This window comes from Hazenella coriacea (assembly GCF_004341825.1).
GTDB classification, from domain to species: Bacteria; Bacillota; Bacilli; order Thermoactinomycetales; family Thermoactinomycetaceae; genus Hazenella; species Hazenella coriacea.
In genome coordinates, this window is the sequence record NZ_SMAG01000001.1 from 494356 (window position 1) to 520061 (window position 25706).

A 25706-nucleotide genomic window follows, 5' to 3' on the forward strand; every position below is an offset into this window, starting at 1 on the left:
AATCAGTCATCATTGTACAATGTAAAACCTTTGTCTTCGGACTTAGATCATTCCAACAGTTCATAGGGTGCTTTCCTTTAACAAGGAATAGCACTCAACTTTTATTTTAGGAATATTAACGGAATATACATAAGAGATTATATATTACGAGTATAAAACCATTTTATTACATTTAAAACTAATCATAGATTTAAGATTACCATCTCTGTTAAAATATTTGATAAATATGAGTAAAATCGAGGTGCCTTTTTATGGAAATGAGAAGAGTTCAGATTATGGGGGTAGGTAAATACCTGCCTCGAAGCGTAGTTACAGCCGAAGAGATCGATGAAAAACTAGGTACTCGAAAAGGATGGGTCGCCAAAAAGGCAGGTGTTCTCACTCGTCATTTTGCCGACGGAGAGACAGCTTCACAAATGGGAGCTGCAGCTGCTCGAGAAGCGCTCACCAAAGCAGGATTGAGTTTATCTGACATTGATTGTATTGTCTGTGCTAGTGGAACCATGGAGCAAGCCATTCCTTGTACAGCCTCACTCATTTATAGTGAACTTGACCCCACCCATACGGGGATTCCCGCCTTTGATATTAACTCCACCTGCCTCAGTTTTGTCACCGCCTTCGACCATCTGTCTTATCTGATTACTGCTGGTCGATACCGCCAGATCCTCATTGTCTCTACAGAGATTGCTTCAGTCGGTTTAGATTGGACTCAAAAAGAAAGCAGTGCTCTATTTGGTGATGGGGCTGCGGCTGTCGTGTTAGGTCCTACTCCTCAAGGTGAAAAATCAGCCATTTTATCATCTCGTATGGAGACCTATAGCCAAGGGGCTCATCTTTCGGAAATTCGTGGAGGAGGAACCAAACACCATCCACGAAAATATGGCGCCGAACTCGACATGAGTGATTTCTTATTTGATATGGATGGAGAGGCTATTTTCCGACTTTCCGCCCGGTATTTACCAGAGTTTATTAAGCGCTTGTTGTCTAAAGATGCGATCGGCACACCCAGATTATCTTTAAATGAAGTCGATTTAGTCATTCCCCATCAAGCGAGTATGATGGCAATGCGTCTCATGCAACGACGCTTAGGCATTTCCAAAAAGCAGATGTTTATTTTTGCTCAGAATCATGGTAACACGATCGCCTCTTCGATTCCTATAGGCATTTATGAAGCCATTGAACAAGGACAGATTCAACGTGGTGATACAGTCATGTTGCTAGGAACTTCAGCAGGTTTATCTCTTGGAGGGCTCGTCTTTGTCTATTAATGTAAAGAAAATGACTATTTTACTGACCGGTGGACGTGCTCCAGCTACCCTCGAGTTGGCTCGTCTCATTCATGATGCTGGACATCGAGTCATTGTTGCCGATAGCATCCCGACTCCAGTCAGCCGTTATTCAAATGCAGTTTCACGAATGGTTCTTTTGCCAGCACCACGTACCCATCGTAAACAGTTTTTATCTACATTGGAAAAAGTAATCCAAGAGGAACAGGTAGATATACTCATCCCTACATGTGAAGAGGTATTTACCGTTGCTTCTGGATTAGCGAAACTTTCTCCACTTTGCCATGTTTGGACGGAACCTTTATCCGTATTAAACCAGTTACATAATAAGTGGTTATTTATTCAAACTGCCAAACAACTGGGGTTTCGAGTCCCAGAGACATTTCAAGTGGAGTCGATCGAAGAATTGAAGTTCTACCTCCAGCAACATGGGGAGGAGTCCAAGTGGGTGATCAAACCTGTTTATTCACGATTCGCTTCGAAAATGTTTTTCGTGACTGATGTGAATGATCCTCTCCCTGACATCCCGATCTCTAAACAAGAACCGTGGCTGGTTCAAGAATGGATTGAAGGATCTCAAATCTGTACCTATAGTCTCGCCAACCAAGGGATGATGACCGCACACACGGCTTATCGTACCACCTTCACAGCAGGAATCGGCTCAAGTATTTGTTTTCGTCACAGTCATCATAATCATTTACAAAAAGAAGTGGAAAAGTGGATTCATCATTTTTCTTTTACAGGACAAATCGCTTTTGATTGGATTGAAACACCATCGGGAGAGCTCGTCCCCATTGAGTGCAACCCACGATTGACGAGCGGGATTCATCTCTTTTCTCCTGAAGATCGGATCGATTATGCTTTTGATCCCACATATGAGGGTAAAACGGTTATTCCACAACAGGATCGAAGACAGATGTTGGCTCTAGCCATGTACAGTTATGGGCTCTCTTCAATCCGGTCATTTGTCCAGTTCAAAAACTGGTTGCGCACAGTTTGTTCATCCCAAGATGTACTATTTCGTTGGAAGGACCCCTTACCATCTTGGGGTCAACTCTCTACTCTATTCTATTTTTGGAAACAAACTCGTAAGTTAGGAATCTCTATGCTCGAATCTTCAACCTATGATATTGAATGGAATGGTGATGAATGAAAGCACTCGTTACAGGAACTACTGGTTTTTTAGGTTATGCCTTAGCCACTCGCCTCCACCAAATGGGCTGGCAGGTGACAGCCACAGGAAGAAATCAATCTATTGGAGAGGAACTTGTTCAACAGGGGATTTCATTTGTTCCCGCTGACCTGAATGATCAGCCATCTGTCATGAATCTCTGTCAGGGGCAAGAGGTTGTTTTTCACTGTGCGGCTTTATCTTCTCCATGGGGACCTTATCAGCGATTCTATGAAGCGAATGTACTAGGAACTCGCCACATTATTCAGGGCTGTCAAGAACAACAAGTGAAGCGGTTAGTACATGTGTCGACACCTAGTATTTATTTTCGTTTTAAAGATCAATTAAATATTTCTGAACAGGATCCTTTACCTGCACAAAAAGTAAATGCATATGCTGAAACCAAGTGGCTTGCCGAACAAGAAATGGATCAAGCTTTTCAAGATGGCTTATCTGTGGTAACCATTCGCCCACGTGCCTTATTTGGTCCCCGAGATCAAGCAATTATTCCACGATTGCTCAAGGCCAATGAACAACGATTTATCCCATTGATCAACGGAGGTCAAGTGTGGTTGGATGTCACATATGTAGAAAATGTCGTAGATGCTTGTCTACTTTGTGTAGAGTCTCCCACATCCACCTTAGGCAAAAAATATAATATTACCAATGGGGAACCGATGCTCTTGATTGAGCTTCTAGAGAAAGTCTTTGCTCAGCTAGATCAACCCATGCGAACCAAAAAGATTTCTTTTCCAACCGCTTATCGCTTAGCATCTATGTTAGAATTTCTAGCTAAAACTATTGGTTTCGGAAAAGAGCCGACATTAACTAAATACACAGTTGGTTTACTTGGAATGAGTCAAACCCTAGATATTTCTGCGGCGAAAACTGAATTAGGCTACCAGCCACGGATTAGCATCGAGGAAGGATTAGAAGAATTTATTCGTTGGTGGAGGACGCAATCATGAAACCTGTAACATGGCATCTTTTATATGGTGGAGCTTGTACCCATCCTGAAAAAGTAGTCAATCCAACAAGTTCATTTAAAAACAGAGTATTTCCCGCACTTTTTGCCTTGATTGAGCATCCTGACTATGGTCCCGTTTTATTCGATACAGGTTATGCATCGCGATTTTTTACAGAAACAAATCCTTTTCCTTATCGAATCTATCGGATGATCACCCCTGTGATGGTTCAGCCTGAAGATGAAGCCGTTCAGCAAGTGAAACAATTGGGATATCAACCTGAAGAGATCAAATGGATCATCCTATCCCATTTACATGCAGATCATATTGCAGGGGTTCGTGACTTTCCACAAGCGCAAATTTTATGCACATCCCGTGCTTGGAATTCGGTGAAAAATAAAAGTGGGATCGCTGCCTTAAAAAAAGGAATGGTTCCACAGTTATTACCCGATAACTTTTCTGAACGTCTTTTATGGATAGATAATTGTGCAACCTTGTCTCAGCCCTTTACTCCTTTTGAGATCGGATACGATCTTTTTGGAGATCAATCACTCATTGCTGTTGATCTTCCTGGACATGCAGCGGGGCAAATCGGTCTTTTTTTACAAAATCAACAAGGAAAAATAACTTTTCTTGCGGCTGATAGCTGTTGGACGAGTCAAGCCTATCAAGAATTGATGTTTCCACATCGGATTGCTAATCTAATTAATGATGATCCACAAGCTTACCAAACGAGCTTAACCCAAGTTCATCAACTATCCAAACATCATCCCGACATCGAAATTATTCCCTCTCATTGTTTAGAAACTTGGACAACTTATCGGGAAATGCAGGAGAAAACCAAATGATACAAGCGATCTTTACTACATTAAATCAATATATAAAAACCAAATGGGGTCGCTCCTTCTCATCGAGGGAGGAGCTAGAACATTGGCAAGATCAACAAGTACACAAGCATTTAAAATGGATCATTCCTCGTTCTCCTTTTTATCAACAATACATTGGAAATCGTCCCCTTAGTGAATGGAGGAGTTTCCCAACGATCGATAAAAAGATCATGATGGATCATTTTGACACATTTAATCTTGCTGGGCTACATAAAGAAGAAGCATATCGTGTAGCCCTTCAAGCGGAAGAGTCGCGTGATTTTAGTCCTACCATCGGAAAGTATACGATCGGTTTATCATCAGGAACCTCTGGACACCGTGGGCTTTTTGTCGTAAGTGATCAAGAACGTTTTCGTTGGGCGGGTTATGTGATTGCTAAATTACTTCCTAGGTCTTTGTTGTCCACCCATCGGATTGCTTTTTTCTTAAGAGCCAATAGCAACCTTTATACAAGTGTGGAGCGAGGAAATATCCAGTTCTGCTTTTTTGATCTGATGTTGCCTCCTGAAGAGCATGTAGAACGTCTACAACTTTTTCAGCCTACACTATTAGTAGCACCGCCTTCGATGCTACGTTATTTGGCTGATCAACAGTTGCAAAATCAGCTTGCAATCCAACCACAGAAAATCATCTCTGTTGCTGAAGTGTTAGACCCCCTTGATCAAACTGTCATGACAGAAGCTTTTGGACAGGTGATCCATCAAGTCTATCAATGTACAGAAGGCTTACTAGCCACCACCTGTGAGCATGGGACCCTACATATCAACGAAGATTTACTGGTGGTACAAAAAGAATATTTGGATGAGGAGAAACGAAAATTCTCCCCCATCCTTACAGACTTTTCACGAATCACCCAACCAATCATCCGTTACCGCCTCAATGATATTTTAACGGAGCGATCGGCACCTTGTCCCTGTGGTTCCATCCATCTGGCACTTGAGCAGATTGAAGGACGTTGTGATGATCTCTTTTATTTCTTATCGACTGATGGGTCAAAGCAGGTGCCAATTTTCCCTGATTTTATCCGCCGTGCTATTATTACGGTCGATGCAGAGATTGAAGAATACAAAGTAATCCAGATCGGATCTCAACAGATTGAAATTGCGATCAAAACTGAGGAACATGTCGAAGAACAAGCCAAACAGCTAATTATTCAATCCTTCGATCGCATGACACAAGAAATGAATGTGCAAATGCCTACACTTCAATTTGTGCCTTATCAATACACACCTGGAACGACTAAATTACGCCGAGTCGAACAAAAGTGGAAACCACACTCTTGAAGTGGAGGAACTGAATGATGAACAACGTCCAACTTTATGATGCTACACAGCTTCATCAGCTGGATTGGCCAGAAGATATAGATGGTCAATACGCCCGAGCATACCTGACCCCTCTGATGACAGAGGGGACTCAAACCTATATCAATAATGTCAATACCCAGCTATTAGCTCTTCAGCTTCACTCTAAGGTAATGCCTGTCACTGTAAACCAAGCTGAATATGACAATTCCTATGTTTGTTCGCCCATTACACACTACATTACCTACGCGATCGAAGAGCTTTACAATCTAAAAAAGCCCCGATTAGAAGGAATCCTGAAAAGAGTATTACAATCTTTAGAGATGATTCTCCGCTGGGGGCAAATGAACAAGGTCCTGATTGTCAACAATTGGCTTCTTTCTACCAATCTCTATCTACCACTTTCAGAACAAGAGATTCATACGATTATTGAGACTTTAACAAAATCCTATCCAAATCATGCGATCTGCTTTCGATCCATTAGCTCTTATCCGGTCTCATTACAGGATCATTTTATTACAAATGGATTTCTACCCATTCCCAGCCGTCAGGTCTATCTCTACTACCCAAACCAATTTCAGAAAATTGCCAGCAAAAAAAGATGGATTCTAAAAAAGGATTTAAAGTTTCTAGCCCAATCTGACTATGAAGTCCTTCATCCAGAACAGATTACTGCCAAAGATATCCCACGCTTCGTTGACCTATATAACCAACTGTATCTCGACAAATATTCAAAACATAACCCTCAATTTAATGAACGATTTATTTCTTTGGCACTCAAACATCGCTTATTACACCTACGTGCTTTTCGTAAAGAGGGAAAAATCGATGCTGTACTTGGCTATTTCGTTCGTCATCAGGCTATGACCACACCTGTTTTCGGTTACGATACCCAGGTTCCTTTACAAGCTGGACTTTACCGACTCTTATCGGCTCAACTCATTCGTGAATCACATCAGTCTGGAAATCTGCTACATCAAAGTTCGGGAGCCGCTGAATTTAAACGTTGTCGTGGTGCAATACCTCATTTGGAATATACGATGGCTTATGTGAACCATCTTCCACGAGATCGACAATTCATTTGGAAACTCCTTCATCGCATCCTACATCAGATCGCCGTTCCGCTTCTTGAAAAACATAAGTTATAAGAAAAAACCCCCATAAAAAAGGAGGTTTTTGGCTTTTTAATGAAAATGTATTAATGAGTGAGATTGTCCGTAGTGTTCATTGTAAAAAGGATTTAGGGGGAATCACCGTGTTAACTAGAAAAAAACGTCAAGATTTCAGCGAAGATGCCTTTATGTCCTATAATTTTTGGTTAACCAACGAAGAAGTCCGGCAAATCGAGGAAATGGCTCTTAAGCATCAAGTCCAGCCTGCTGCTGTTGTGCAAAAAATTGTGAAGCATGCACTGAACCAACTCCGAGATCAAGAAGCAAATTTTTAGCGATCATTTATTTTTTATTAACAAGCTGATTCATGTATCCCTTAGAAGTTAGGAGCCGGTTTTCAGAACGAAAATCGTGCTCCAGATCTAAGCTCTTTGTTAATATAGGAGCCAAAGGTTTTATAACTCAACTTGAGCACATGAACTCGAATGATATAGAAATCATTTTTAATTAACCTAATACAATAAATCAATAAACTCCTCTTTACTCACATTACCAAAGTAATGTTTGACATCCACATCGGCCAATGCTTGTCCAATCGCCTCACGATCATATCGAACACCGGATAGACGGTTTTCGATATCGATGACATCTCCAACTCCAAAGAAGTCACCATAGATTTTACAAGACTGGATCACCCCTTTTTCTCCTACATAGAGACGTACATCAATCGATCCAATTGGAAAGCGCTTACTTTGTTGTAGATTAAACTCAGGAGATTCTCCGAAATTCCAATCCCAATTTTGATAACGCTCCTCAGAAATCTGGTGAATTTTTTCCCAATCCCCCTCTGTTAATACATACTCTGGAATCGGTTGTTGACCTTCAAAAATATGTGTGAGAAGAACCTGTCTAAATTGCTGAATGTCCATCGGTTCTTTTAAATAATCCGTAATATTAGCCACCCGGCTACGAACCGATTTAATTCCTTTAGACTGAATTTTTTCTTGTTTTACATTAAGGGCTTCTGCGACATGATCCAACTGAACATCAAACATCAGTGTCCCGTGACTAAACATCCGCCCACGAGTTGAGAATTGAGCATTACCCGAAATCTTTTTACCATCTACTAAAATATCGTTTCTCCCGCTTAGTTCTGCTTGAACCCCTAACTTCTGTAATGCTTGGATCACTGGCTCAGTAAACTTACGAAAGTTAGCAAAGCTTTTCCCATCATCTTTAGTGATAAAACTAAAGTTAAGATTACCTAAATCATGATAAACAGCGCCCCCACCAGAAAGCCGACGAACCACATGGATCTCCTTTTCACGGACGACATCTACATGAATCTCTTCAACTGTATTTTGGTGTTTTCCAATAATAATCGAAGGTTCATTAATATAAAACAGCAAGTATGTCTCATCTATATTTAGATGCTTTAACGCATACTCCTCAATCGCTAAGTTTATGCGTGGATCCGTTATATTCTGATTATCAATAAATAACATAGAGACTCCTCCTTATCAACTTTGCTCCCCTATTGTAGATGAAAATGTGAAAAATAACATCCCCACTTCGATCTATGTTCGTGTATCATAGGAGAAAGACATAGAACGGAAGAAAAAGGGGGAAATGACATTGTCATTGAAACACGCCGAAGATCTATTACAATCACACTTCGGTTTTTCTTCGTTTCGACTCGGACAACGTCAAATCGTTGAAAGTATTCTAAATGGTCATCATACATTAGGCATTATGCCCACAGGGGGCGGGAAATCAATCTGTTATCAGATTCCAGCATTGATGTTACCTGGTGTGACAATCGTCATCTCTCCGCTCATCTCTTTGATGAAAGACCAAGTAGATGGACTCCAACAGATTGGGATTCCTGCTACTTTTATCAATTCTTCACTTACATCACAGGAGATTCATCAACGGATTCAAGAGACGGTAGATGGTAAATATAAACTGCTTTATTTGGCTCCAGAACGCATCGATTCTGAGCATTTTCAAGGAATATTTGAGCGATTACCTGTTTATCTGGTAACCATTGACGAAGCTCATTGTATCTCTCAATGGGGACATGATTTTCGCCCCAGTTATCGGTCCATGGTACAAAAAATTCGTCAATTACCACGAAAACCAATCATCGCCTCTTTGACCGCTACGGCAACCCCAGCGGTCAAAGAGGATATCGCTCATTTGCTAGGAATCTCTGATCATCATATATTTACCAGTAAGCTGCAACGTGCAAATCTATCTTTTTCTGTGCAACATGAAGTAGATAAAGCTACCTTTATTGAATCGTATCTAAGAAGCCATCCAGGTCAAACTGGCATTATCTACTGCTCCACTCGCAAAGACGTAGAAAAGATCCATGAATTTCTTGTTCACAAAGGATTTTCCGCAGCCGCCTATCATGCCGGTTTGAGTGATCAAGATCGAATTCGTGCCCAAGAACAATTTTCCTATGATCAAATTCAGACCATCGTGGCGACCAATGCATTTGGAATGGGAATCGATAAATCAAATGTTCGTTTTGTTATCCATTTTAATCTGCCGAAAAACCTTGAATCCTACTACCAAGAAGCTGGACGTGCGGGGCGAGATGGGGACGAAAGTGAGTGTATTCTGCTTTATAGTCCTGAAGATATCCAGACTCCCCGATTCCTCATCCAGCAATCCGAGTTGCCACCTGATCTAAAAAAGCTAGAATTTCATAAGCTACAAGAAATGAAAAATTATTGTTACACCCAACAATGTCTACAAAAGACGATTGTCCAATATTTTGGTGACGACCATGACTTTTCGTGTGGGAAATGTAGTAATTGTCTCCAACTAGATCAAGAGCGAACAGAGATTGATGCCACCGTCGATGCCCAGAAGATTTTTTCCTGTATCAAGAGAATGAAAGAACGATTTGGCTTAACCACTGTAGTAAAAGTATTACGAGGATCTAATAGTAAACGACTGCTTCAATGGAAACTCGATCAGCTTTCTACTTACGGAATTATGAAGGATAAATCGGAGAAAGAGATCCTTGCCCTGAGTCAGTGGCTCGCAGCTGAAGGGTACATCGCCATCGTCCTCTCTGACCAATCTCGTCCACTGGCAACCCTTACAGCTAAAGCTGTGGAGGTACTTAAAGGAGAACGACGAGTTACATACCAACAACGATCCGTACTGGAATCCTTACCAACCACCTCAAAAATCAATGAACTATTTGAGGAGCTTCGCCTTGTACGTCGCACGCTATCGGAACAAGAACAACTTCCTCCTTACATGATTTTTCAGGATAGTACATTGAAAGAAATGAGTAGAAAGTTACCAGTTGATTCACATTCCTTTCTACAAATCACAGGTGTTGGAGAGAAAAAATACCAAAAATATGGCGACGCCTTTATACAAGTAATCCGTACGTATGTAGAAAATCATCAACTTCAACCTGTTCATGAGTTATCTACAACACCAACCACCAACGATAAAGAACCGAGTCATCTCACCACATTTCACATGTATGAGGAAGGAAAATCAATCGAAGAGATTGCAGAAGTACGTAGTTTACACCGTGCAACCATTGAAGATCATCTGTTCCGTTGTGGAATGGAAGGGTTTGCAATTAATTGGGATTTATTTATCCCGAAGGAATATGAGGCATTAATCATCCAAAAAATCGAGGCATTAGGGGCACACAAATTACGCCCACTCAAGGAAGAATTACCTGATGAAGTAGATTATATGGCGATCAAAGCTGTGATTGCTAAACGTGAGTTGGTCACCTCAAACTAATCAACTAACTCATAGACTCCTAGCTGGATCATTCACTTTTAGCTAGGAGTCTATGATTCCACACAAAAAGACTCTGTTCCATTCCTCAATGAGAGTCTGAGGAAGAACTCTTTTTAAGCACACATGAAGTTCGCTCCACCCTTCGATTCCTGGAGGTGGCAAAAGGTAGAAGAAGCTCAATGAAGGGTTCTGCTAAGTGAAGACACAAAGTCATTTCAGAAGAAATACCGACTCCTAACTTATAGTAAATCAACACTACTGAAAAACTATATAAAATCGATATGAGTAAAACAACACAATCATGTAACTGGATCTAATCAATCAATGATTAAAACAACTCATCTCAGAAAGAAAAGGAATGCATAACATGAAACTTTATTTTCTCGGAACAGGGGCAGGCATTCCGTCTAGAGATCGTAATGTCTCCTCTCTTGCTTTGATGATGCCTGAATATCATGGTGAAACGTGGCTTTTTGATTGTGGAGAAGCTACTCAACACCAAATCTTATCTTCCCCCATAAAACTAAGTAAAATCAGCAAAATCTTTATTACGCATCTACATGGGGATCATATCTTCGGCTTACCTGGTTTACTGGGAAGCCGTTCCTTTCAGGGCTGTGAAGCCCCCCTTACAGTGATTGGTCCCCAAGGATTACGCTCATTTATTGAAGTCAGCTTAGAAGTTAGTAAAACCTACTTGAAATATCCTATCGAATTCATCGAAGTAGAAGACAGAATGTCCTTAACAGAGGAGAATTTCTCCATTCAAATCCGTCTATTGGAACATGGGATCCCTAGCTACGGATATCGAATTGAAGAAAAAGAGATCTCAGGCTCCTTGGATGTCAAACGCTTAAAAGCACTTGGTATTCAACCTGGACCCCTCTATCAGGAGATTAAACAAGGAAAATTAATACAACTGCCAAATGGACAGACCATTAATGGCTCCGACTATGTAGGTCCTCCTAAACCTGGAATACGTCTAGCCATCCTTGGAGATACGAAGTTCACTCCAGTATCGATCGAGCTAGCTGCTGATGTAGATGTTTTGGTGCATGAAGCTACCTATAGGAGCGGGCAAGAAGAACGGGCCACTAAATACTTCCATTCCACCTGTCTCCAAGCCGCTCAAGTAGCCATGGAATCTCATGTCCAACAGTTGATTCTCAACCATATCAGTTCCCGTCATCTTCCTGGCGAATGGAACCAAATTTTAGTTGAAGCCCAACAGCTTTTTTCGAATACACACTTGTCCACTGACGGATGGTCCTATGAGATTCCTATTAAAAGTGGTGATAACACCAAATAAACATTAACTAACAACATATTGGGGTGGCTCTGCTTCTTCCTCTTGGATGGAAGGCTTACGATAAAGTACAGATAATAGGACAAACAAGACTAACAAACCAGCAATGAAGCTAAATAAGAATCCTCCACCAAAATGCTGAATAAAAACCCCGCCCATAAATGGACCACATATACTTCCGATGCTGAAATGAACGGAGGAGATCATGTTTCCCTTTGCTAAATAACTCACAGGGAGAATATCTGTCATATAAGCTAAACCTAAGGAAAATAAAGAACCTAATAAGCCGCCCACAAGGACAAAAGCAATCAACAGTAGATAGACATGGGGGACGAGGAAAGGAATGATCGCCATCCCAACCGCACCCATCGCACAAACACTGATCAACAATCGCTTACGCCCCCAGCGATCACCAATCATTCCCAAAGGCACTTGAAATAGTAGACTTCCCCATACAAAAGTAGAAATCAATATGGAAATCCACCCTTTGGAAATCCCTTCTTGCAAACCGTAAATCGGGAAGTTTCCAGCGATCGCCGCCTCCAAAAAACCATACAGTAATGCTGGACAAAGAGCGATCAACCCTAGCTTATAAATCGTCGTAAGTTTGACTAGGTTGCCTTTTTTCTGTTTAGCATACTGGGAACTCTCTGTATAGCCAGAATCTAATTTAAAAGCAAAAACGAAAACTAAACCCAGAATAACCAACATCACAATAAAAGGGACTGTGGTGCCAAAATAAAGTAAGTTTAAACCCAATGGTCCCAGTCCAAATCCAAGTCCGTAACAGAAACCATACTGGGAGATTCTTTTCCCACGCTCACTCTTCAATGCTGTGGAAGTAATCCATAGCTGAGTCGCATAATGTAAAAAACTATCTCCAATCCCTACAATAAAACGTAATAACGTCCAGGCCCAAAACCCTGTCCAAACAGGGAAGAGTGCAATTGCTCCAGCTACTACCAGTAATCCTGTTAGAATGACAGATTTGTATCCAAATCGCTTCACGGCAGGCTCACAAAAAGGAGCCGTACATAAAATCCCTATGTACAACGCGGATGCACTAATCCCGTTCATACTTGGACTTATTCCTTGCTCCTCTAGCATTGTAGCAAGGAGTGGAATTAATAAGCCTTGTGATAAACCAGCAACACCTACAATAATGACAAGCAAACGAAAACGCTGTAGCGACCATGAATGAACCATGACTATTATCTCCTAATAAAAATGAATCTCAGAAAAATTATAGACTGTTCTTCCTATAGTTAGCAATACGAATTATTTGGGGATAATAATATTAGAGATTGATAAACGATCTATCAAAGTCTAAGTTTATACCATAGCGTCGATAAGGTGATATTTACCAATAATCTATCAAAGTCTGAGCTTGACCCTCTCCCTTAGCGGACAAAGCTAGTCTTTGACGAACAACCCCAAATCATTTCGCGCAAAAGATCATAAAAAATGAGGAGAATCGTATATGATCGCATGGAAACTGGAAGGAACTCTTCTTTTACAAAAACTAGTAACAACAGTGATTATTATCATCGTGGCATGGGCAATCTTTTGGATCGCCAAACGAGTACTGATTCGTCTTCTTACTCAAGGAAAAAAATTAGGAAATGGACAAAAACACCGCATTGATACACTACAAAGCCTATTATCTAATATCATCGGTTACACCATCTTTTTTATTGCTCTGGTTGCGATTCTAGGTCAATTTAATATTGATGCGACCGGGATGGTTGCAAGCGCCGGAATTATTGGTTTAGCGATCGGCTTTGGTGCTAAAGATTTAGTCAGTGATGTTGTGACAGGATTCTTTGTCCTTTTAGAAGACCAGATCAATGTAGGTGAGCATGTTACTGTCAATGGATATTCTGGAATTGTTGAGAATGTAGGTATGAGAATTATCAAGATTCGCTCTGATAACGGAGATCTTCATTTTATTCCTAATCGCGATATTAAAGCCCTTACCAATCACTCTCGTGGAGAACAGTCAGCCATTGTAGACCTACCTGTATCGAGTGAATTAAATATCGATGATGTCATACAACTCTTAGAAAAAAAGTGTAAACAAATCGAGCATCATATGGATCACCTCATTGAAGGACCTCATCTACTCGGAGTACAGACTGTCAGTATGAGTGAAATCGTGATTCGCATCATTGCCAGAACTGAAAATGGGTATCAAGCTTTAGTGGAGAGAGAACTACGAAGAGAGTTAAAGCGAGCTTTAGATCAAGCAGAACTCGTCAAATCATTGTAATTCTTCCTTTTAACCACATGAATCATGTAAAATGAATATGGATTCACTTATATAACAAGGAGAGGTGGGAAATCATGTATCATATGACTGTCTATGATGAAAATGGAAAAGTCCTCATCGACGATGCTTTGAAAGCTAAGAATGATGCAGAAGCCAAACAAATCAGCTATGCACGATTAGCAGAACTAGGGCATGCAGACAAACCACATCGAATTTTCCAAACAACGGGACGTTTGGTCTCATTTCAACCTCACCAAGTAAATAGCAAAACAGGGAAAGCTACTCTTTAATCCCTAACACACACAGATACGAAGAGATTTTTATCGACATATCTGTGTGTTTTTTATTAATTTTTATATATAGACAAGTAAATTAATCTACTCATTAGTATATAATAAATAAAAAAGAAGCTAGAAGGGATTATGATGAAACGTTCACCCACATGGGCGATCGTCTTATTGTCCATAGGAGTCTTTATGGCTGCCCTAGACAATGGGATTATCAGCTCAGCTCTTACGACTATTTATTATTCTTTTGGAGTCACCCCCAACTGGGGAGCTTGGACGGTGACCATTTATACATTAGGAATCGCTGTTAGCGTCCCCATCATCGGCAAATTGTCAGACCGTTACGGGAGAAAAAGATTATTTCTCATCGAGGTCATACTCTTTGGGATTGGTTCCTTACTTGTTGCTTTAAGCACTTCTTTCCCCATGTTATTAGCTTCACGCTTTCTCCAATCGCTAGGTGGGGGTGGAATTTTCATCATCGCTAGCTCCTATGTTCTTAGCACGTTTCCACAAGAGAAACAAGGGAAAGCACTCGGTATGCTTGGAGGACTGAATGGGATTGCGGCTATTTTAGGTCCTAACTTTGGCTCTGTGATCTTAGACTTGACCGGCAATTGGCATTGGCTGTTTTTAATTAACATCCCGATCGCCATTACCTTAGTTATTTTAGGGTCTATTTTTATCGAAGAAACCAAAGAACCAAATACCTTAGGACTTGACTGGGCTGGAATAGGCTTACTGATGATCTCTGTTTTAAGTCTGATGTACGGATTTACCCAATTAAATGGAGTTCATGTCTTAGATAGCATCCAACAACCCCAATTCTTTGGCTTCGTAGGATTCGGGCTTCTTTGTTTACTCATTCTTCTCTTTGTAGAGAAGCGTGTAACAACAACAAGAAAAAAAGATCCGATTCTACCCATGAAATTGCTTGGAAATGCTAGCTATCTATGGACTTTAGTCATTGGTTTCTTTTCAGGAGCTATCTTGGCGTCCGTCATATTTATTCCATCCTATGTCGAACAATATTTAGGCGTAGCCGCTGACCGAGCAGGTTACTGGGTCACTCCACTCGCTTTAGCTTCTGGACTGGGAGCAGGTGGAGGCGGGGCACTCGTAGACCGTCGTGGACCCATCTTCACTATAGTCATTGGTAGTCTATTGGCTGCCACAGGCTTTCTACTATTCCCTCTCTGGGTAGATGCCACTTGGCAAATGGCAATTGCTAGCTCCTTTGTAGGAATTGGTTTCGGTATGATGTTAGGTGCTCCGATCAATGTCCTTGCTACAGAAAGTACTTCAGACAAAGGGACCGCTTTAGGAACTCTTTCCTTATTTAGACAAGTAGCGATGACACTCGCACCAACGATTTACGCTGGCTACATCGCTCGTTCCTTTTCAAGTATTGGAGGAAATATCCAAGAGAGCTTTAAAAATACCAACCTGCAACTCCCGCAAGCTTCTGATGAGATGAGTAAGTTATCCGAGTTTACGGATTTTCAAAACCTCTTATCTGCGGTCCATCAGATTCCAGTTCCACAAGTGCGAGACTTGATCCTGACTACGATCCACGAGACGATTAAAATGGGTTACGATGCTTTGTTCTATTCAGGAGCAATCATTGCTGGTCTGACTTTGATTTCAGTTGTTACTTTAAGTCAGATGCGAAAACGAGTTCAATCATCATCCACGATCTCCGAGGCTAAATCATAGAGGAAGTAGTAGGATTACAACTAACACCATCTTCCAAAATGGGAGGATGGTGTTAGTTTTTTAAAAGCAATTAAGATCCGCTTCACCCTTTGATTTCAGAAGGAGGCAAAGGCATAGATCTTCTCAATGAAGAGTTGCCCCCTCTTTTCCTACATCAAAGGATTCCGCTATGTAACAGTACAATATCATTTCGAGTGAAATTTCGACTCCTAGCTTATGGTGTTAATCGTATAGGTTTCACCTTGATACTGAACATGATTTTTTTCAACCAAAACCTTCATCTTTCCAGTAATCACTTTGTCTAAATGCCACCACCAATAGTTGATCGGTGCAACATTATCTTCCCAATTCATAACCAGACTCATCAATTGATATAAATCTTGTGCACGTTCCAATAAAACTTGGTCATAGTTGAGTAATTGTTCCTTTCCCCTGTCATCTAATTTACAGTATTCTTTAGCTAAAAAGTCTCTAGTATGAAATGTATAATTATATTCAAACGGACTCACATCTTCTAAGTCATCTTCCAAATCGATTCCATAATTTTCAATGATTTTCTTCATAAAAAACACCTTCGAGAGGGTATATTATTTCAATTTCCAATAAGTTTCAATTTCGTTTACAGCATACAAAGCATCAGATCTTATCTGTTTATTTCCATGTTCAGTGTACTTTAAAAGGGTGGGAAGATACTCTCGATTATAAGTAAAACTTAATATTGTAATAGCAGAGTGTAGACATTCTATAGGTAGATCATCTAAGCTTTTCTCTAAAACATCGAAATTAATTTTTCCGATATCTTGATTCGTTGCCGCATCTAACAGTGTATTAAAAATCTCCTCTTTCATCTCTATTTCTGTTTCATTGAGACCATATTCTAATAGGAACATGACTATTTCCTCGAAATCCTCTATAGATTCATTATATGATTCAAACACATCACTAAGATGGCTTAAAATCTCTACCTTCACTTCATGGTCAGTACCCATTAATACTTCCTTAATTTTATTTAGTTTCAATAACTTTAGCCCCACCTTCAATTTCTCTCCAAGGGATTCGTTTTGCATTAATCGGTATTCTAGAGAGTAAATCATTTACATCTCTAACATTTCTAAAATTCCCCACTTCTCCAGTTCCCAACTTTTGAATATCTATCTTGGTATTAGAAGGCTTATATTCTGATAAAGATCCATCATTAATAGACACATTACTAAGGTATTGCCTTAGCACCTCAGTTTTTTGGTCAATAATGACAATACTTTTTTCGTTACTTCCTAAGATTTGTTCTTGATGGTTAAAGGCTTTGATACATTCACTGGCAGCTTCACAAAATCTCGCAAATAAACGCTCAAATTCAATTAATTGCTGTTTCATCCTATCATATGAAGTTTGATCTCGACACATTTGGAGATTTCTTTTTAACTCATAATGTTTTTGCTCCATCTGAGCATGTACTCTTTTCAAATACAATTTAGTTTTATGAGATTCTTCATTCATCGATGAATTAAAACTAGTTAGTGTTTTCTTGAATCTCCCCAATGACTGAAGATTTACATTTGCATCCAAGAATGTCACCTCCTATATAAAATTATTAAATTTTGATTAGGCAATTAATTTTGAAGTTAACACCTGCATTATTAAGGGGAATAAAATATATAAGAATATTTTTTATTTAGTGAATTAATTCTTACACATATTATCTTTTTCTAATATGTACAAGTCAAGTTGAAGTTTAAGCCTTCGTATCGCTTGATAAACGTGTAAATTAAAACCAACTGATTCTAGAAAATTTTTACAAACAAAAGCCTTGAGAAAAATTCACTTCTCAAGGCTTTGATCTATTAACGAAGTAAGCGCAATCCGTTTAGGATAACGAGAATGGTACTTCCTTCATGACCGACGACACCGAATGGGAGGGTCATCACTTGGGCAAAGTTGGCGATCATTAGTAGGACAATCACACTTAAAGCGAAGATGATATTCTGCTTCACGATCTTCGTCATCCGTTGCCCTAATTGGATGGCATAAGGGACTTTGGTTAACTCATTTTTCATTAACACCACATCAGCCGTTTCTAGCGCTACGTCACTACCACCTCCCACAGCGATTCCCACTTGTGCAGTGGCTAACGCAGGAGCATCATTAACACCATCTCCTACCATCGCAACAGGTCCTACTTCTCGACTTAGTTTTTTAATCATATTTACTTTATCTTCTGGTAATAGCTCACTATACACATGGTCGATTCCTGCTTCTTTGGCAATCGCTAACGCCGTTGTCTTCTGGTCACCTGTCAGCATCACTGTTTGAATCCCATATTGGTGAAGCAAGTGGATCGCTTGAATCGCTTCGGGTCGAATCGTATCTTGGAGAGCGACCATTCCCATCAATTCTCCCTCTCGTTCTGCTAAGACAACGGTTTTCCCTTCTGCTTTTACTTGTTCTACTTGTTGCAAAATATCATCATCCACATTGGAAAACATATTGGGCTTACCAATGCGCCACGATTGTCCATCTAATTCAGCCTCTACTCCCCAACCAGTGATGGCTCTTAATTGGGAAGGACGTTGTAAGACCAGTGATGCTTCCTTTGCTTTGTTGACAATCGCTTTTGCTAACGGATGTTCAGACATCATTTCAATCGAAGCAGCTGCTTGTAAAAACTGTTCAGTCGAAAGCGAACCAAAGACTCGTACATCGGTCACTTTCGGTTTACCTTCAGTCAATGTTCCTGTTTTATCAAAGGTAACTACTCGAATGTTCGACAGCTTTTCGAGTTGTACACCGCTTTTAAAAAGAACACCTTGCCGTGCACCATTGGATATAGCCGATAAAACTGCTGGCATGATCGAAGCGACTAAAGCACAAGGAGAAGCCACCACCAAAAACACCATCGCCCGATATAAAGTCTCTTGCCAAGTCCAACCCAACACAAAATGAGGAGCCATACATAACACTACGGTAGCTAATAAAATGACCTTGACGTACCATTTTTCCAGTCGTTCAATCCGCTCTTGAGACTGTGGAACTTCTGTCTTTGCTTCCCCAATCAGTTGAATAATCTTGGCGAATAATGTATTTTCTCCAGCCTTTGTCACTTCAATGACAAGAGAACCTTCTCCATTTAACGTTCCTGCAAATACTTCACTATCTTTCTCTTTATCGATCGGATACGGTTCACCCGTAATTGTCGCCTCATTGACAGCAGAAATCCCTTCTTTCACTTTCCCATCCGCTGGAATCCGTTCGCCTGGTTTGACGATAATCCAATTACCAACTTCTAACTCTTCAACCGCAACCATCTTTTCTTCGCCATTTGGCAAATAGATCCGGGCTGTTTCAGGTTTTAACTCCATCAACGAAGAAAGATCTCGCTCACTTTTAGCCAGTGTATATGACTCTAAGGCTCCACTGAGGGAGAAAATGAATATCAGCATACCTCCCTCCAGCCAATAACCAATACTAGCGGCACCAATCGCCGCTAAAAACATAAGGAGATTGACATCTAACTCTTTCTCTTTTACTAGTGTCAAGATTCCTTCTTTCGCCTTTACGTACCCCCCCACAACATATGCAAGTAAAAAAAGCGCAACAGCCATTTCAGGCACAGTTTTTTCTAACAACCAGCCAAGCAATATCAATAATCCCGAACTGAGAGCGGCGATCATCTCCCCATGCTGTTGCAGTTTACCAACTAAGTTTGACCCTTTTTTCTTAGGTTCACTTGTTTTCATTTGTGATTTCATATTCATCACTTGCACCCAGATCACCATCCTTCTCCCATTGAGAATCATTTTTAACTCCCATAAAACGACGGAAGCGACTCCATTTGAAGGAGTCGCGCCCAATTGATAATGATTCTTATTGTTGATTTTGTACAACATATTTGGTTTAAGGGAACATTTCAATAATCATTATAATATAGTAATCAATAAAATGGAACCCCTTTCCCGCCTAATTTTCCAACGTGATTTAACACAAAAAAGCTAGTCCACAGCAAGGTATTGATCAGGCAACTACAACTCGAAGGCTCGATTTTCATCCTCCACAAGCTTGTGCCTTACAAAAGATATAAGCCATTTTAGTGTTCCAAGCCCTGTCAGGTCGTTTTTTCTCTGCCTCACTCCCATAGCATATTTGCAAATGTCGTTCGTCAGAGAAACATCTCCCCTCCTAGGTTTGTTGGATCAAGAAAAGTTGTTGCTCATTTCACCAAGTATCTCAAGTTTTACTCATGTCGGGTATTTAATCGTATTGACTCTTCTATTTTTTAAGAGCCTTTTTCAATTGTTCCACATCGTTGATCGGTGATTGACAAGCATAATTTTCACAAATATAAACAGTGGATTCTTGTTGATCATCTGCGGCATCCACCTGTTGTGGAACCCAAAACTTCATTTTATTGGAGGCTTCTCCTACAGGTTGTAAGGCAAGAACAGCATCAGGAAGATAAGCGTGATGAGTAGTCATGATCATCTTTTTGGTCTGTACATGTGTAGGAGGACCCGATATGACAATCTCTTTGGATGGATACAAAGCAAATTGCATCGCAATAAGAAAGAAAGAATAAGAAATAGGTGAAGCACCTACAGATTGTACAAAAGCACTTAATTGTTGGTCTGCCTCTTTTAGCAATGTCTCATCTGAGGTCAACTTTCCTAGACGGATCAAATTGTATGCGGCTACCGAATTACCAGATGGAATCGCTCCATCATAAATCTCTTTAGGACGTGCTAACAACTGCTCTCCATCTTTTCCGTAGAAAAACAATCCCCCATGTTCCTGATCCCCAAACAGCTGAAGCATCTCATTGGTCAAATTAACCGCTTGACTCACATACTCACCATGGAAGGTCGCTTCATATAACTCCATTAGACCCCATGCTAGAAACGCATAATCATCCAGATAAGCTAAGTATTTCGCCTCGCCATCCCGGTAACGCGCCAAAAGGCGACCATCTTCTCTCATCAGATGATCGTAAATAAAGCGGGTCGCAACAATGGCCGCATCTGCATACTCCACCTCACCCAATACCCGTGCACCTCTTGCCAAAGCAGCGATCATCAATCCATTCCAAGCAGTCAAAATTTTATCATCTTTGTGGGGATGAATCCGCTTCTCTCTGGCAATCCATAGCTTTTCATTGGCTTGGGAAAGTCGCTCTTGAAGTTGCTCTAGTGAAATCCCAACCTGCTTTGCCACTTCCTCCAATCGAACATGAATCTGATTTAAAATACTCGTCCCATGTTCAAAGTTACCTTCTTCGGTCACACCATAACTTTGTAAATATAACTGTCCATCTTCATCTCCTAAAAGCTCTAAAATCTCTGCTGGCTTCCAAACATAAAACTTACCTTCTTCTCCTTCCGAATCGGCATCCTCTGCCGAGTAAAAGCCACCTTCTGGGGATCGCATGTCTCGTAACACATATGAGAAAATACCCTTCGCCACCTCAGCAAACTGCTCATCTCTCGTTGCCTGATATGCTTCCAGATAAGCAATGGCCAAAAGCGCCTGGTCATAAAGCATCTTCTCAAAGTGGGGAACTAACCACTCCCGATCCACTGAATAACGAGCAAATCCTGAGCCTAAGTGGTCATAAATGCCCCCACGTCTCATCGCTTCCAACGTATGAGTTACCATATGTAACGCTTCTTCTTCCCCTGTCTGCTTCCAATAACGCAATAAAAACAGCAAGTCATGAGGTCGTGGAAACTTCGGAGAGTCTCCAAAACCCCCATACTGATCATCAAACTGTCGAGCGAACTGTTCAAAAGCATGATCAAAAATAGCTACTTCCAACTTTCCTGGATCCACAGGATTTAAATAAGATTGAACCGCTTCAATCACACGATTCCCCATCTGCTTCGCTCTCTCTGGATCTTGTTTCCAAGCATTCGTCACTTTTTGAAGTAAACTCATCAGACCCGTATGCCCAAAACGATCTTCTTTGGGAAAGTAAGTCCCTGCAAATAGTGGTTTCTGATTGGGTGTTAAGATCACTGTTAGTGGCCACCCGCCATGTCCCGTCATCGCTTGACAAACCGTCATATAGAGATGATCCACATCGGGTCGCTCTTCTCGATCCACCTTAATGGATACATAATCTTGATTGAGAAGTGCTGCTACTTCTTCATCCTCAAAGCTTTCTCGTTCCATGACATGACACCAATGACAAGTACTATAACCGATACTCAAGAAAACTAGCTTTTGTTCCTGCTTCGCTTTCTCAAATGCGTCTTCACTCCATGGATACCATTCAACTGGATTATAAGCGTGTTGTAATAAATAGGGTGATTTCTCATGGATTAATCGGTTGGACTTTCGAGCTTCACTCATGTTCATCATACACCTTCCTTTTCCACATATATCTTTGTTAATATTACCCAATGATTAAGAAAAAAGACACTCAAGAATGAGTGCCAAGCGAGAGATTCCCATTAATTATTTTTCAAATCCTTTGATTATGTACAACTGAATGGTACAATATAAAAACAGATCGATTACCAATTATAGGAAAACGATAACTAGGAGTGAAAGCAAATGGCTATTGATGTTTATATTAATTTTAATGGGAACTGTCGTGAAGCTGTAGAGTACTATGCACAAGTTTTTGAAACAGAACCACAAATCATGACCTTCAACGATGCACCACCCAATCCAGAATTTACTCTCCCTGAAGAAGTGAAAGACTTCGTCATGCATGCACGGCTTAACATCCGTGGAAGCAATATTATGTTTTCCGATGTTTTACCTGATATGCCTTTTGTTGCAGGAAATAATATTAGTCTTTCCATCAGTAGTGAAGACATGGATGAGATTCAATCGTTATTTCACAAATTAAAAGAAGATGGAACTGTCATCATGGATCTTCAAGAAACATTCTGGAGTAAATGTTATGGCAATTTAACAGACAAGTTCGGCATTGGATGGCAACTGAATCATGAAAGTGGGACGATGGGGATGTGATGGTTCAGGGATGACTTTTAGCTTTGAAAAGGGATGTGAGCTTTTCCATCAAAGGGAAGGTTTGTATCCTTTTTGATTTTTGAAAGCTAATTTCTTTTATCAAAGACATCTTGCAAAATCTCTTCTAACTCATCCCAATACTTCGTAATCCATAAAACTTCTTCTGCAAATCTTTTCGCTGTTCCTGGTCTTTCTTCCATTTCAGGTCTCACCCATTTCGCTGATTCTTGACACCAGATCAATCTGAAAGAACGTACTAATTCCTTAGATGTGAAAGAAACAAACTGGTTATACCCTTGAAGGAATGCAGAGGTTAAATCAAGATTCAACCGATTTTCCTTTAAAGAGCAAGAAAGAATAGCTCTAGCTACGTCCAATTCAGGATAAACCACTTTCATGCGATCAAAGTCAAGAATGGCTGCTACACTGTCATGAATGAACAAAATATTGTCCACCCATAAATCCCAATGTGTCCATCCAATTCGGCAATCTTGAAAGACGTCCATCTCCATTCGATCTAAGATCGTTTGTTGGCGATCAATGGCAGTTAAAACGTTCTCTGAACGCTTCTCATCACGGGCACGTTTCCAATTATTTTTCCACTGATTCACCATGACTGTAAGAATTGGTTGCCAATCGATGGGATCTTGAGGGAATTGACTTAGAATTTTGTGCATTTTCCCTGTCATTTGTCCTAAGTGATCCATTTGTTGTAGATTGGCTTCTCCTGGTAGAATCAATGAACCCTCACAATAATCAGTGAGTACATAAGGTATACAAGAGTCAGTATAAATAAGATAAGAATCTTGATCCTGATAAGGTTTAGGGCAAGGAACCCCTTGTTCAGCTAATATCGCTTGAAGTTGTAGTGCCTTTCTGACATGAACTAATTTCTCTTTTGGATACCTCTTTAGATGATATTGTTTAACAAATAAAATTCCTTTGTTGGTTTCAATCTTCCATTTCAAATTTCTCCATCCACGATTGATTTGCTTAGAAGAATAAATTTGTAGATGAAAGGTTCGTTCTACGCTTTCAAATATCTCTTGTCTGACTTGTTCAACTTCGGCAATCATAGAAGGTCACTCCTGTTTCTATTCTTCGATACCTCTTCGACATCCAGTCCCTAAATGCTTTTGTGTGAGGCAAATTTAGTTAATCAGCATTCAGTGACCCAAAGTAGTAACTAATTGTGATGGCTCTATGTTCTATACTGGGAAATTCTTTTCATCTATTGTTTAGAAAAAGAATTGTGCTAAACGTAGGGGGTACTTTGTTTAATTTACTCTGTTTGATCAACTTAATCTCAAAAACACTAAAAACTCCAAAAAAGTAGAATCTCTATACTCATTAAGATAAAATTTCTATATCTATATAAAGAAGGTAGTGATCATATGGAAATTCGCGCCTCTCGATCTGAAGATATGAAATCATTAATGGACTTAAACCACCTCATTTGGAATGAAACCAATACACCGCAAATTCCGCATTGGGAATCAGTTGAAAAGTATGAAAAAGCTTTTCCAGCTGGAAGCCAGCATGTGGCGATCGTGGATCAACAAGTAGCAGGTTGTATTCGATTTCATCATCCGTTGAAAGCATTATCGAATCAACATGTTTTAGAGCTAGATATTGGGATTCATCCACATTTCCAAGGAAAAGGAATTGGCAGCGCACTATTAAACTATGTTTATGAAGTAGCCCAAAAACAACAGATTCGTAAACTCTCGTTAAGAGTTCTTTCCACGAACCACTCTGCCATCTCGTTTTATAAAAAAAATGGTTTCACCGAACAAGGCAGATTAGTTGAGGAGTTTTTTATCAATGGTAGATATGTAGATGATATTTTAATGTATAAACTAGTATAGAACCATAGATTCACCATCATTGAGGAGTCGATATTTCGCCTAAAATGACTTTGTGCCGACACTTAGCTCCACCCTTCAATGGAGGAAAAGAGGAGGCAACTCTTCCCTTGAGATGCCTCTTATGTCTTTTGCCTCCTCCCGAAATTGAAGGGTGGAGCGGACTTCTCCTCTTCTTCGCAAGGCACAAGCTCATGGAAGGTGAAAATCGAACTCCGGTTCCAGGATAAAATTAGTAGTCATTGTATCATTGACACACTAAATCTAGATATATTAAAAATTGAGCTAGATTAGTTTACAATCATCATCGAATCCACCCAAAAAAGAAGGTGTAAGTATGAAGTTTAAAAGCTTTACTTCCCTCCCAGATCAAGAAATGTTACATGGTATTTTACAATTACATGAAAGTATTTTTGGAGATGCAAGCAATGTAATTCAAAAAATGAAAAGCAAACCTAACTTAGTGATCCATGTAGCATTAGATCAAACAAAAGTTGTTGGGTATAAAATGGGCTATGAATTAGACTTAGATACATTTTATAGCTGGCTGGGCGGGGTTTCAAAACACTATAGAAACCAAGGGATTGCCTCGCAGCTAATGGAAATTCAACATTCATTTTTGAGAGATAAAGGTTATACCACTGTGCAAACGAAAACAAAAAATGAATGGAGAAATATGCTAATATTGAATTTAAAGTTTGGATTCAATGTCATTGGGACATACACGGATCAAAAAGGAGAACCCAAAATCATTCTAGAAAAAAATCTTTAATTTGAGGGCGTGTA

Annotated in this window: 23 protein-coding genes; 15 read left to right on the top strand and 8 right to left on the bottom strand. The window is 40.1% G+C overall.

Annotated features, from left to right (window positions below; translation table 11 throughout):
• Positions 1 to 251 precede the first annotated feature (251 nt).
• Genes EDD58_RS02410 through EDD58_RS02440 form a run of 7 tightly spaced genes read left to right on the top strand, consistent with a single transcriptional unit; the run spans position 252 to position 7057 of the window.
• On the top strand, positions 252 to 1268 hold the full coding sequence (locus tag EDD58_RS02410; RefSeq protein ID WP_131923234.1) for a beta-ketoacyl-ACP synthase III: 1017 nt from the start codon (positions 252 to 254) through the stop codon (positions 1266 to 1268).
• Positions 1258 to 2439: an ATP-grasp domain-containing protein gene (locus tag EDD58_RS02415; RefSeq protein ID WP_131923235.1), complete on the top strand. Its 1182-nt coding sequence runs from the start codon at positions 1258 to 1260 to the stop codon at positions 2437 to 2439. The genes EDD58_RS02410 and EDD58_RS02415 overlap by 11 nt, the downstream gene beginning before the upstream one ends.
• Positions 2436 to 3425, top strand: coding sequence for an NAD-dependent epimerase/dehydratase family protein (locus tag EDD58_RS02420; protein ID WP_131923236.1), 990 nt, complete (start codon positions 2436 to 2438; stop codon positions 3423 to 3425). The genes EDD58_RS02415 and EDD58_RS02420 overlap by 4 nt, the downstream gene beginning before the upstream one ends.
• Entirely contained in the window at positions 3422 to 4270 is an 849-nt protein-coding gene (locus EDD58_RS02425; RefSeq protein ID WP_131923237.1) for an MBL fold metallo-hydrolase, read from the top strand. The genes EDD58_RS02420 and EDD58_RS02425 overlap by 4 nt, the downstream gene beginning before the upstream one ends.
• Entirely contained in the window at positions 4267 to 5592 is a 1326-nt protein-coding gene (locus EDD58_RS02430) for a F390 synthetase-related protein (protein ID WP_131923238.1), read from the top strand. The genes EDD58_RS02425 and EDD58_RS02430 overlap by 4 nt, the downstream gene beginning before the upstream one ends.
• A 17-nt stretch (positions 5593 to 5609) precedes the next feature.
• Positions 5610 to 6758, top strand: a complete 1149-nt coding sequence (locus EDD58_RS02435; protein ID WP_131923239.1) for a GNAT family N-acetyltransferase — start codon at positions 5610 to 5612, stop codon at positions 6756 to 6758.
• A gap of 53 nt (positions 6759 to 6811) precedes the next feature.
• Positions 6812 to 7057 carry a hypothetical protein gene (locus EDD58_RS02440; RefSeq protein WP_131923240.1) on the top strand — a complete coding sequence of 82 codons (246 nt, stop codon included), beginning with the start codon at positions 6812 to 6814 and terminating at the stop codon, positions 7055 to 7057.
• Positions 7058 to 7234: 177 nt separating this feature from the next.
• Here the strand turns inward: EDD58_RS02440 and lplA are convergent, their stop codons facing one another.
• Positions 7235 to 8227, bottom strand: a complete 993-nt coding sequence (gene lplA, locus EDD58_RS02445; protein ID WP_131923241.1) for a lipoate--protein ligase — start codon at positions 8225 to 8227, stop codon at positions 7235 to 7237.
• Positions 8228 to 8357: 130 nt separating this feature from the next.
• Between lplA and recQ the strand changes: the two genes are divergently transcribed.
• Positions 8358 to 10508, top strand: coding sequence for a DNA helicase RecQ (gene recQ, locus EDD58_RS02450; RefSeq protein WP_243648622.1), 2151 nt, complete (start codon positions 8358 to 8360; stop codon positions 10506 to 10508).
• A gap of 367 nt (positions 10509 to 10875) precedes the next feature.
• Complete coding sequence (gene rnz / locus EDD58_RS02455; RefSeq protein WP_131923243.1) at positions 10876 to 11817, top strand: ribonuclease Z; 942 nt, start codon at positions 10876 to 10878, stop codon at positions 11815 to 11817.
• Between the two features lie 3 nt (positions 11818 to 11820).
• Here rnz and EDD58_RS02460 read toward each other — a convergent pair whose 3' ends face one another.
• Positions 11821 to 13020 (bottom strand): MFS transporter, encoded by a 1200-nt coding sequence (locus tag EDD58_RS02460; protein WP_131923244.1) that lies wholly within the window; start codon positions 13018 to 13020, stop codon positions 11821 to 11823.
• A gap of 274 nt (positions 13021 to 13294) precedes the next feature.
• Between EDD58_RS02460 and EDD58_RS02465 the strand changes: the two genes are divergently transcribed.
• The 3 genes from EDD58_RS02465 to EDD58_RS02475 all read left to right on the top strand — a co-directional run bounded on the left by EDD58_RS02465 (position 13295) and on the right by EDD58_RS02475 (position 16086).
• Complete coding sequence (locus tag EDD58_RS02465) at positions 13295 to 14083, top strand: mechanosensitive ion channel family protein (RefSeq protein WP_131923245.1); 789 nt, start codon at positions 13295 to 13297, stop codon at positions 14081 to 14083.
• 74 nt (positions 14084 to 14157) lie between these two features.
• Positions 14158 to 14373, top strand: a complete 216-nt coding sequence (locus EDD58_RS02470; RefSeq protein WP_131923246.1) for a YhzD family protein — start codon at positions 14158 to 14160, stop codon at positions 14371 to 14373.
• Between the two features lie 135 nt (positions 14374 to 14508).
• Positions 14509 to 16086, top strand: a complete 1578-nt coding sequence (locus tag EDD58_RS02475) for an MFS transporter (protein ID WP_131923247.1) — start codon at positions 14509 to 14511, stop codon at positions 16084 to 16086.
• A gap of 209 nt (positions 16087 to 16295) precedes the next feature.
• Here the strand turns inward: EDD58_RS02475 and EDD58_RS02480 are convergent, their stop codons facing one another.
• The 5 genes from EDD58_RS02480 to EDD58_RS02500 all read right to left on the bottom strand — a co-directional run bounded on the left by EDD58_RS02480 (position 16296) and on the right by EDD58_RS02500 (position 22425).
• Complete coding sequence (locus EDD58_RS02480; RefSeq protein WP_131923248.1) at positions 16296 to 16649, bottom strand: hypothetical protein; 354 nt, start codon at positions 16647 to 16649, stop codon at positions 16296 to 16298.
• 24 nt (positions 16650 to 16673) lie between these two features.
• The gene (locus EDD58_RS02485) at positions 16674 to 17105 is read right to left on the bottom strand and encodes a hypothetical protein (RefSeq protein WP_131923249.1); all 432 of its coding nucleotides are present in this window, start codon (positions 17103 to 17105) and stop codon (positions 16674 to 16676) included.
• Positions 17092 to 17652, bottom strand: coding sequence for a hypothetical protein (locus EDD58_RS02490; RefSeq protein WP_131923250.1), 561 nt, complete (start codon positions 17650 to 17652; stop codon positions 17092 to 17094). Before EDD58_RS02490 ends, EDD58_RS02485 begins: the two co-directional genes overlap by 14 nt.
• Positions 17653 to 17927: 275 nt before the next feature.
• A complete protein-coding gene (locus tag EDD58_RS02495) occupies positions 17928 to 19832 on the bottom strand; it encodes a heavy metal translocating P-type ATPase (protein ID WP_341539261.1) in 1905 nt (634 codons plus the stop codon).
• A gap of 517 nt (positions 19833 to 20349) precedes the next feature.
• Positions 20350 to 22425 carry a thioredoxin domain-containing protein gene (locus EDD58_RS02500; RefSeq protein ID WP_131923433.1) on the bottom strand — a complete coding sequence of 692 codons (2076 nt, stop codon included), beginning with the start codon at positions 22423 to 22425 and terminating at the stop codon, positions 20350 to 20352.
• Positions 22426 to 22629: 204 nt separating this feature from the next.
• Between EDD58_RS02500 and EDD58_RS02505 the strand changes: the two genes are divergently transcribed.
• Complete coding sequence (locus EDD58_RS02505; RefSeq protein WP_131923251.1) at positions 22630 to 23055, top strand: VOC family protein; 426 nt, start codon at positions 22630 to 22632, stop codon at positions 23053 to 23055.
• Between the two features lie 86 nt (positions 23056 to 23141).
• On the opposite strand, the gene EDD58_RS02510 is transcribed toward EDD58_RS02505, so the two are convergent.
• Positions 23142 to 24131, bottom strand: a complete 990-nt coding sequence (locus EDD58_RS02510) for a phosphotransferase (RefSeq protein ID WP_131923252.1) — start codon at positions 24129 to 24131, stop codon at positions 23142 to 23144.
• A 318-nt stretch (positions 24132 to 24449) separates the two neighbouring features.
• On the opposite strand from EDD58_RS02510, the gene EDD58_RS02515 reads away from it, so the two are divergent.
• Complete coding sequence (locus EDD58_RS02515; RefSeq protein ID WP_131923253.1) at positions 24450 to 24923, top strand: GNAT family N-acetyltransferase; 474 nt, start codon at positions 24450 to 24452, stop codon at positions 24921 to 24923.
• Positions 24924 to 25296: 373 nt separating this feature from the next.
• Positions 25297 to 25692 carry a GNAT family N-acetyltransferase gene (locus tag EDD58_RS02520; RefSeq protein WP_243648623.1) on the top strand — a complete coding sequence of 132 codons (396 nt, stop codon included), beginning with the start codon at positions 25297 to 25299 and terminating at the stop codon, positions 25690 to 25692.
• The last annotated feature ends 14 nt before the right edge of the window (positions 25693 to 25706 follow it).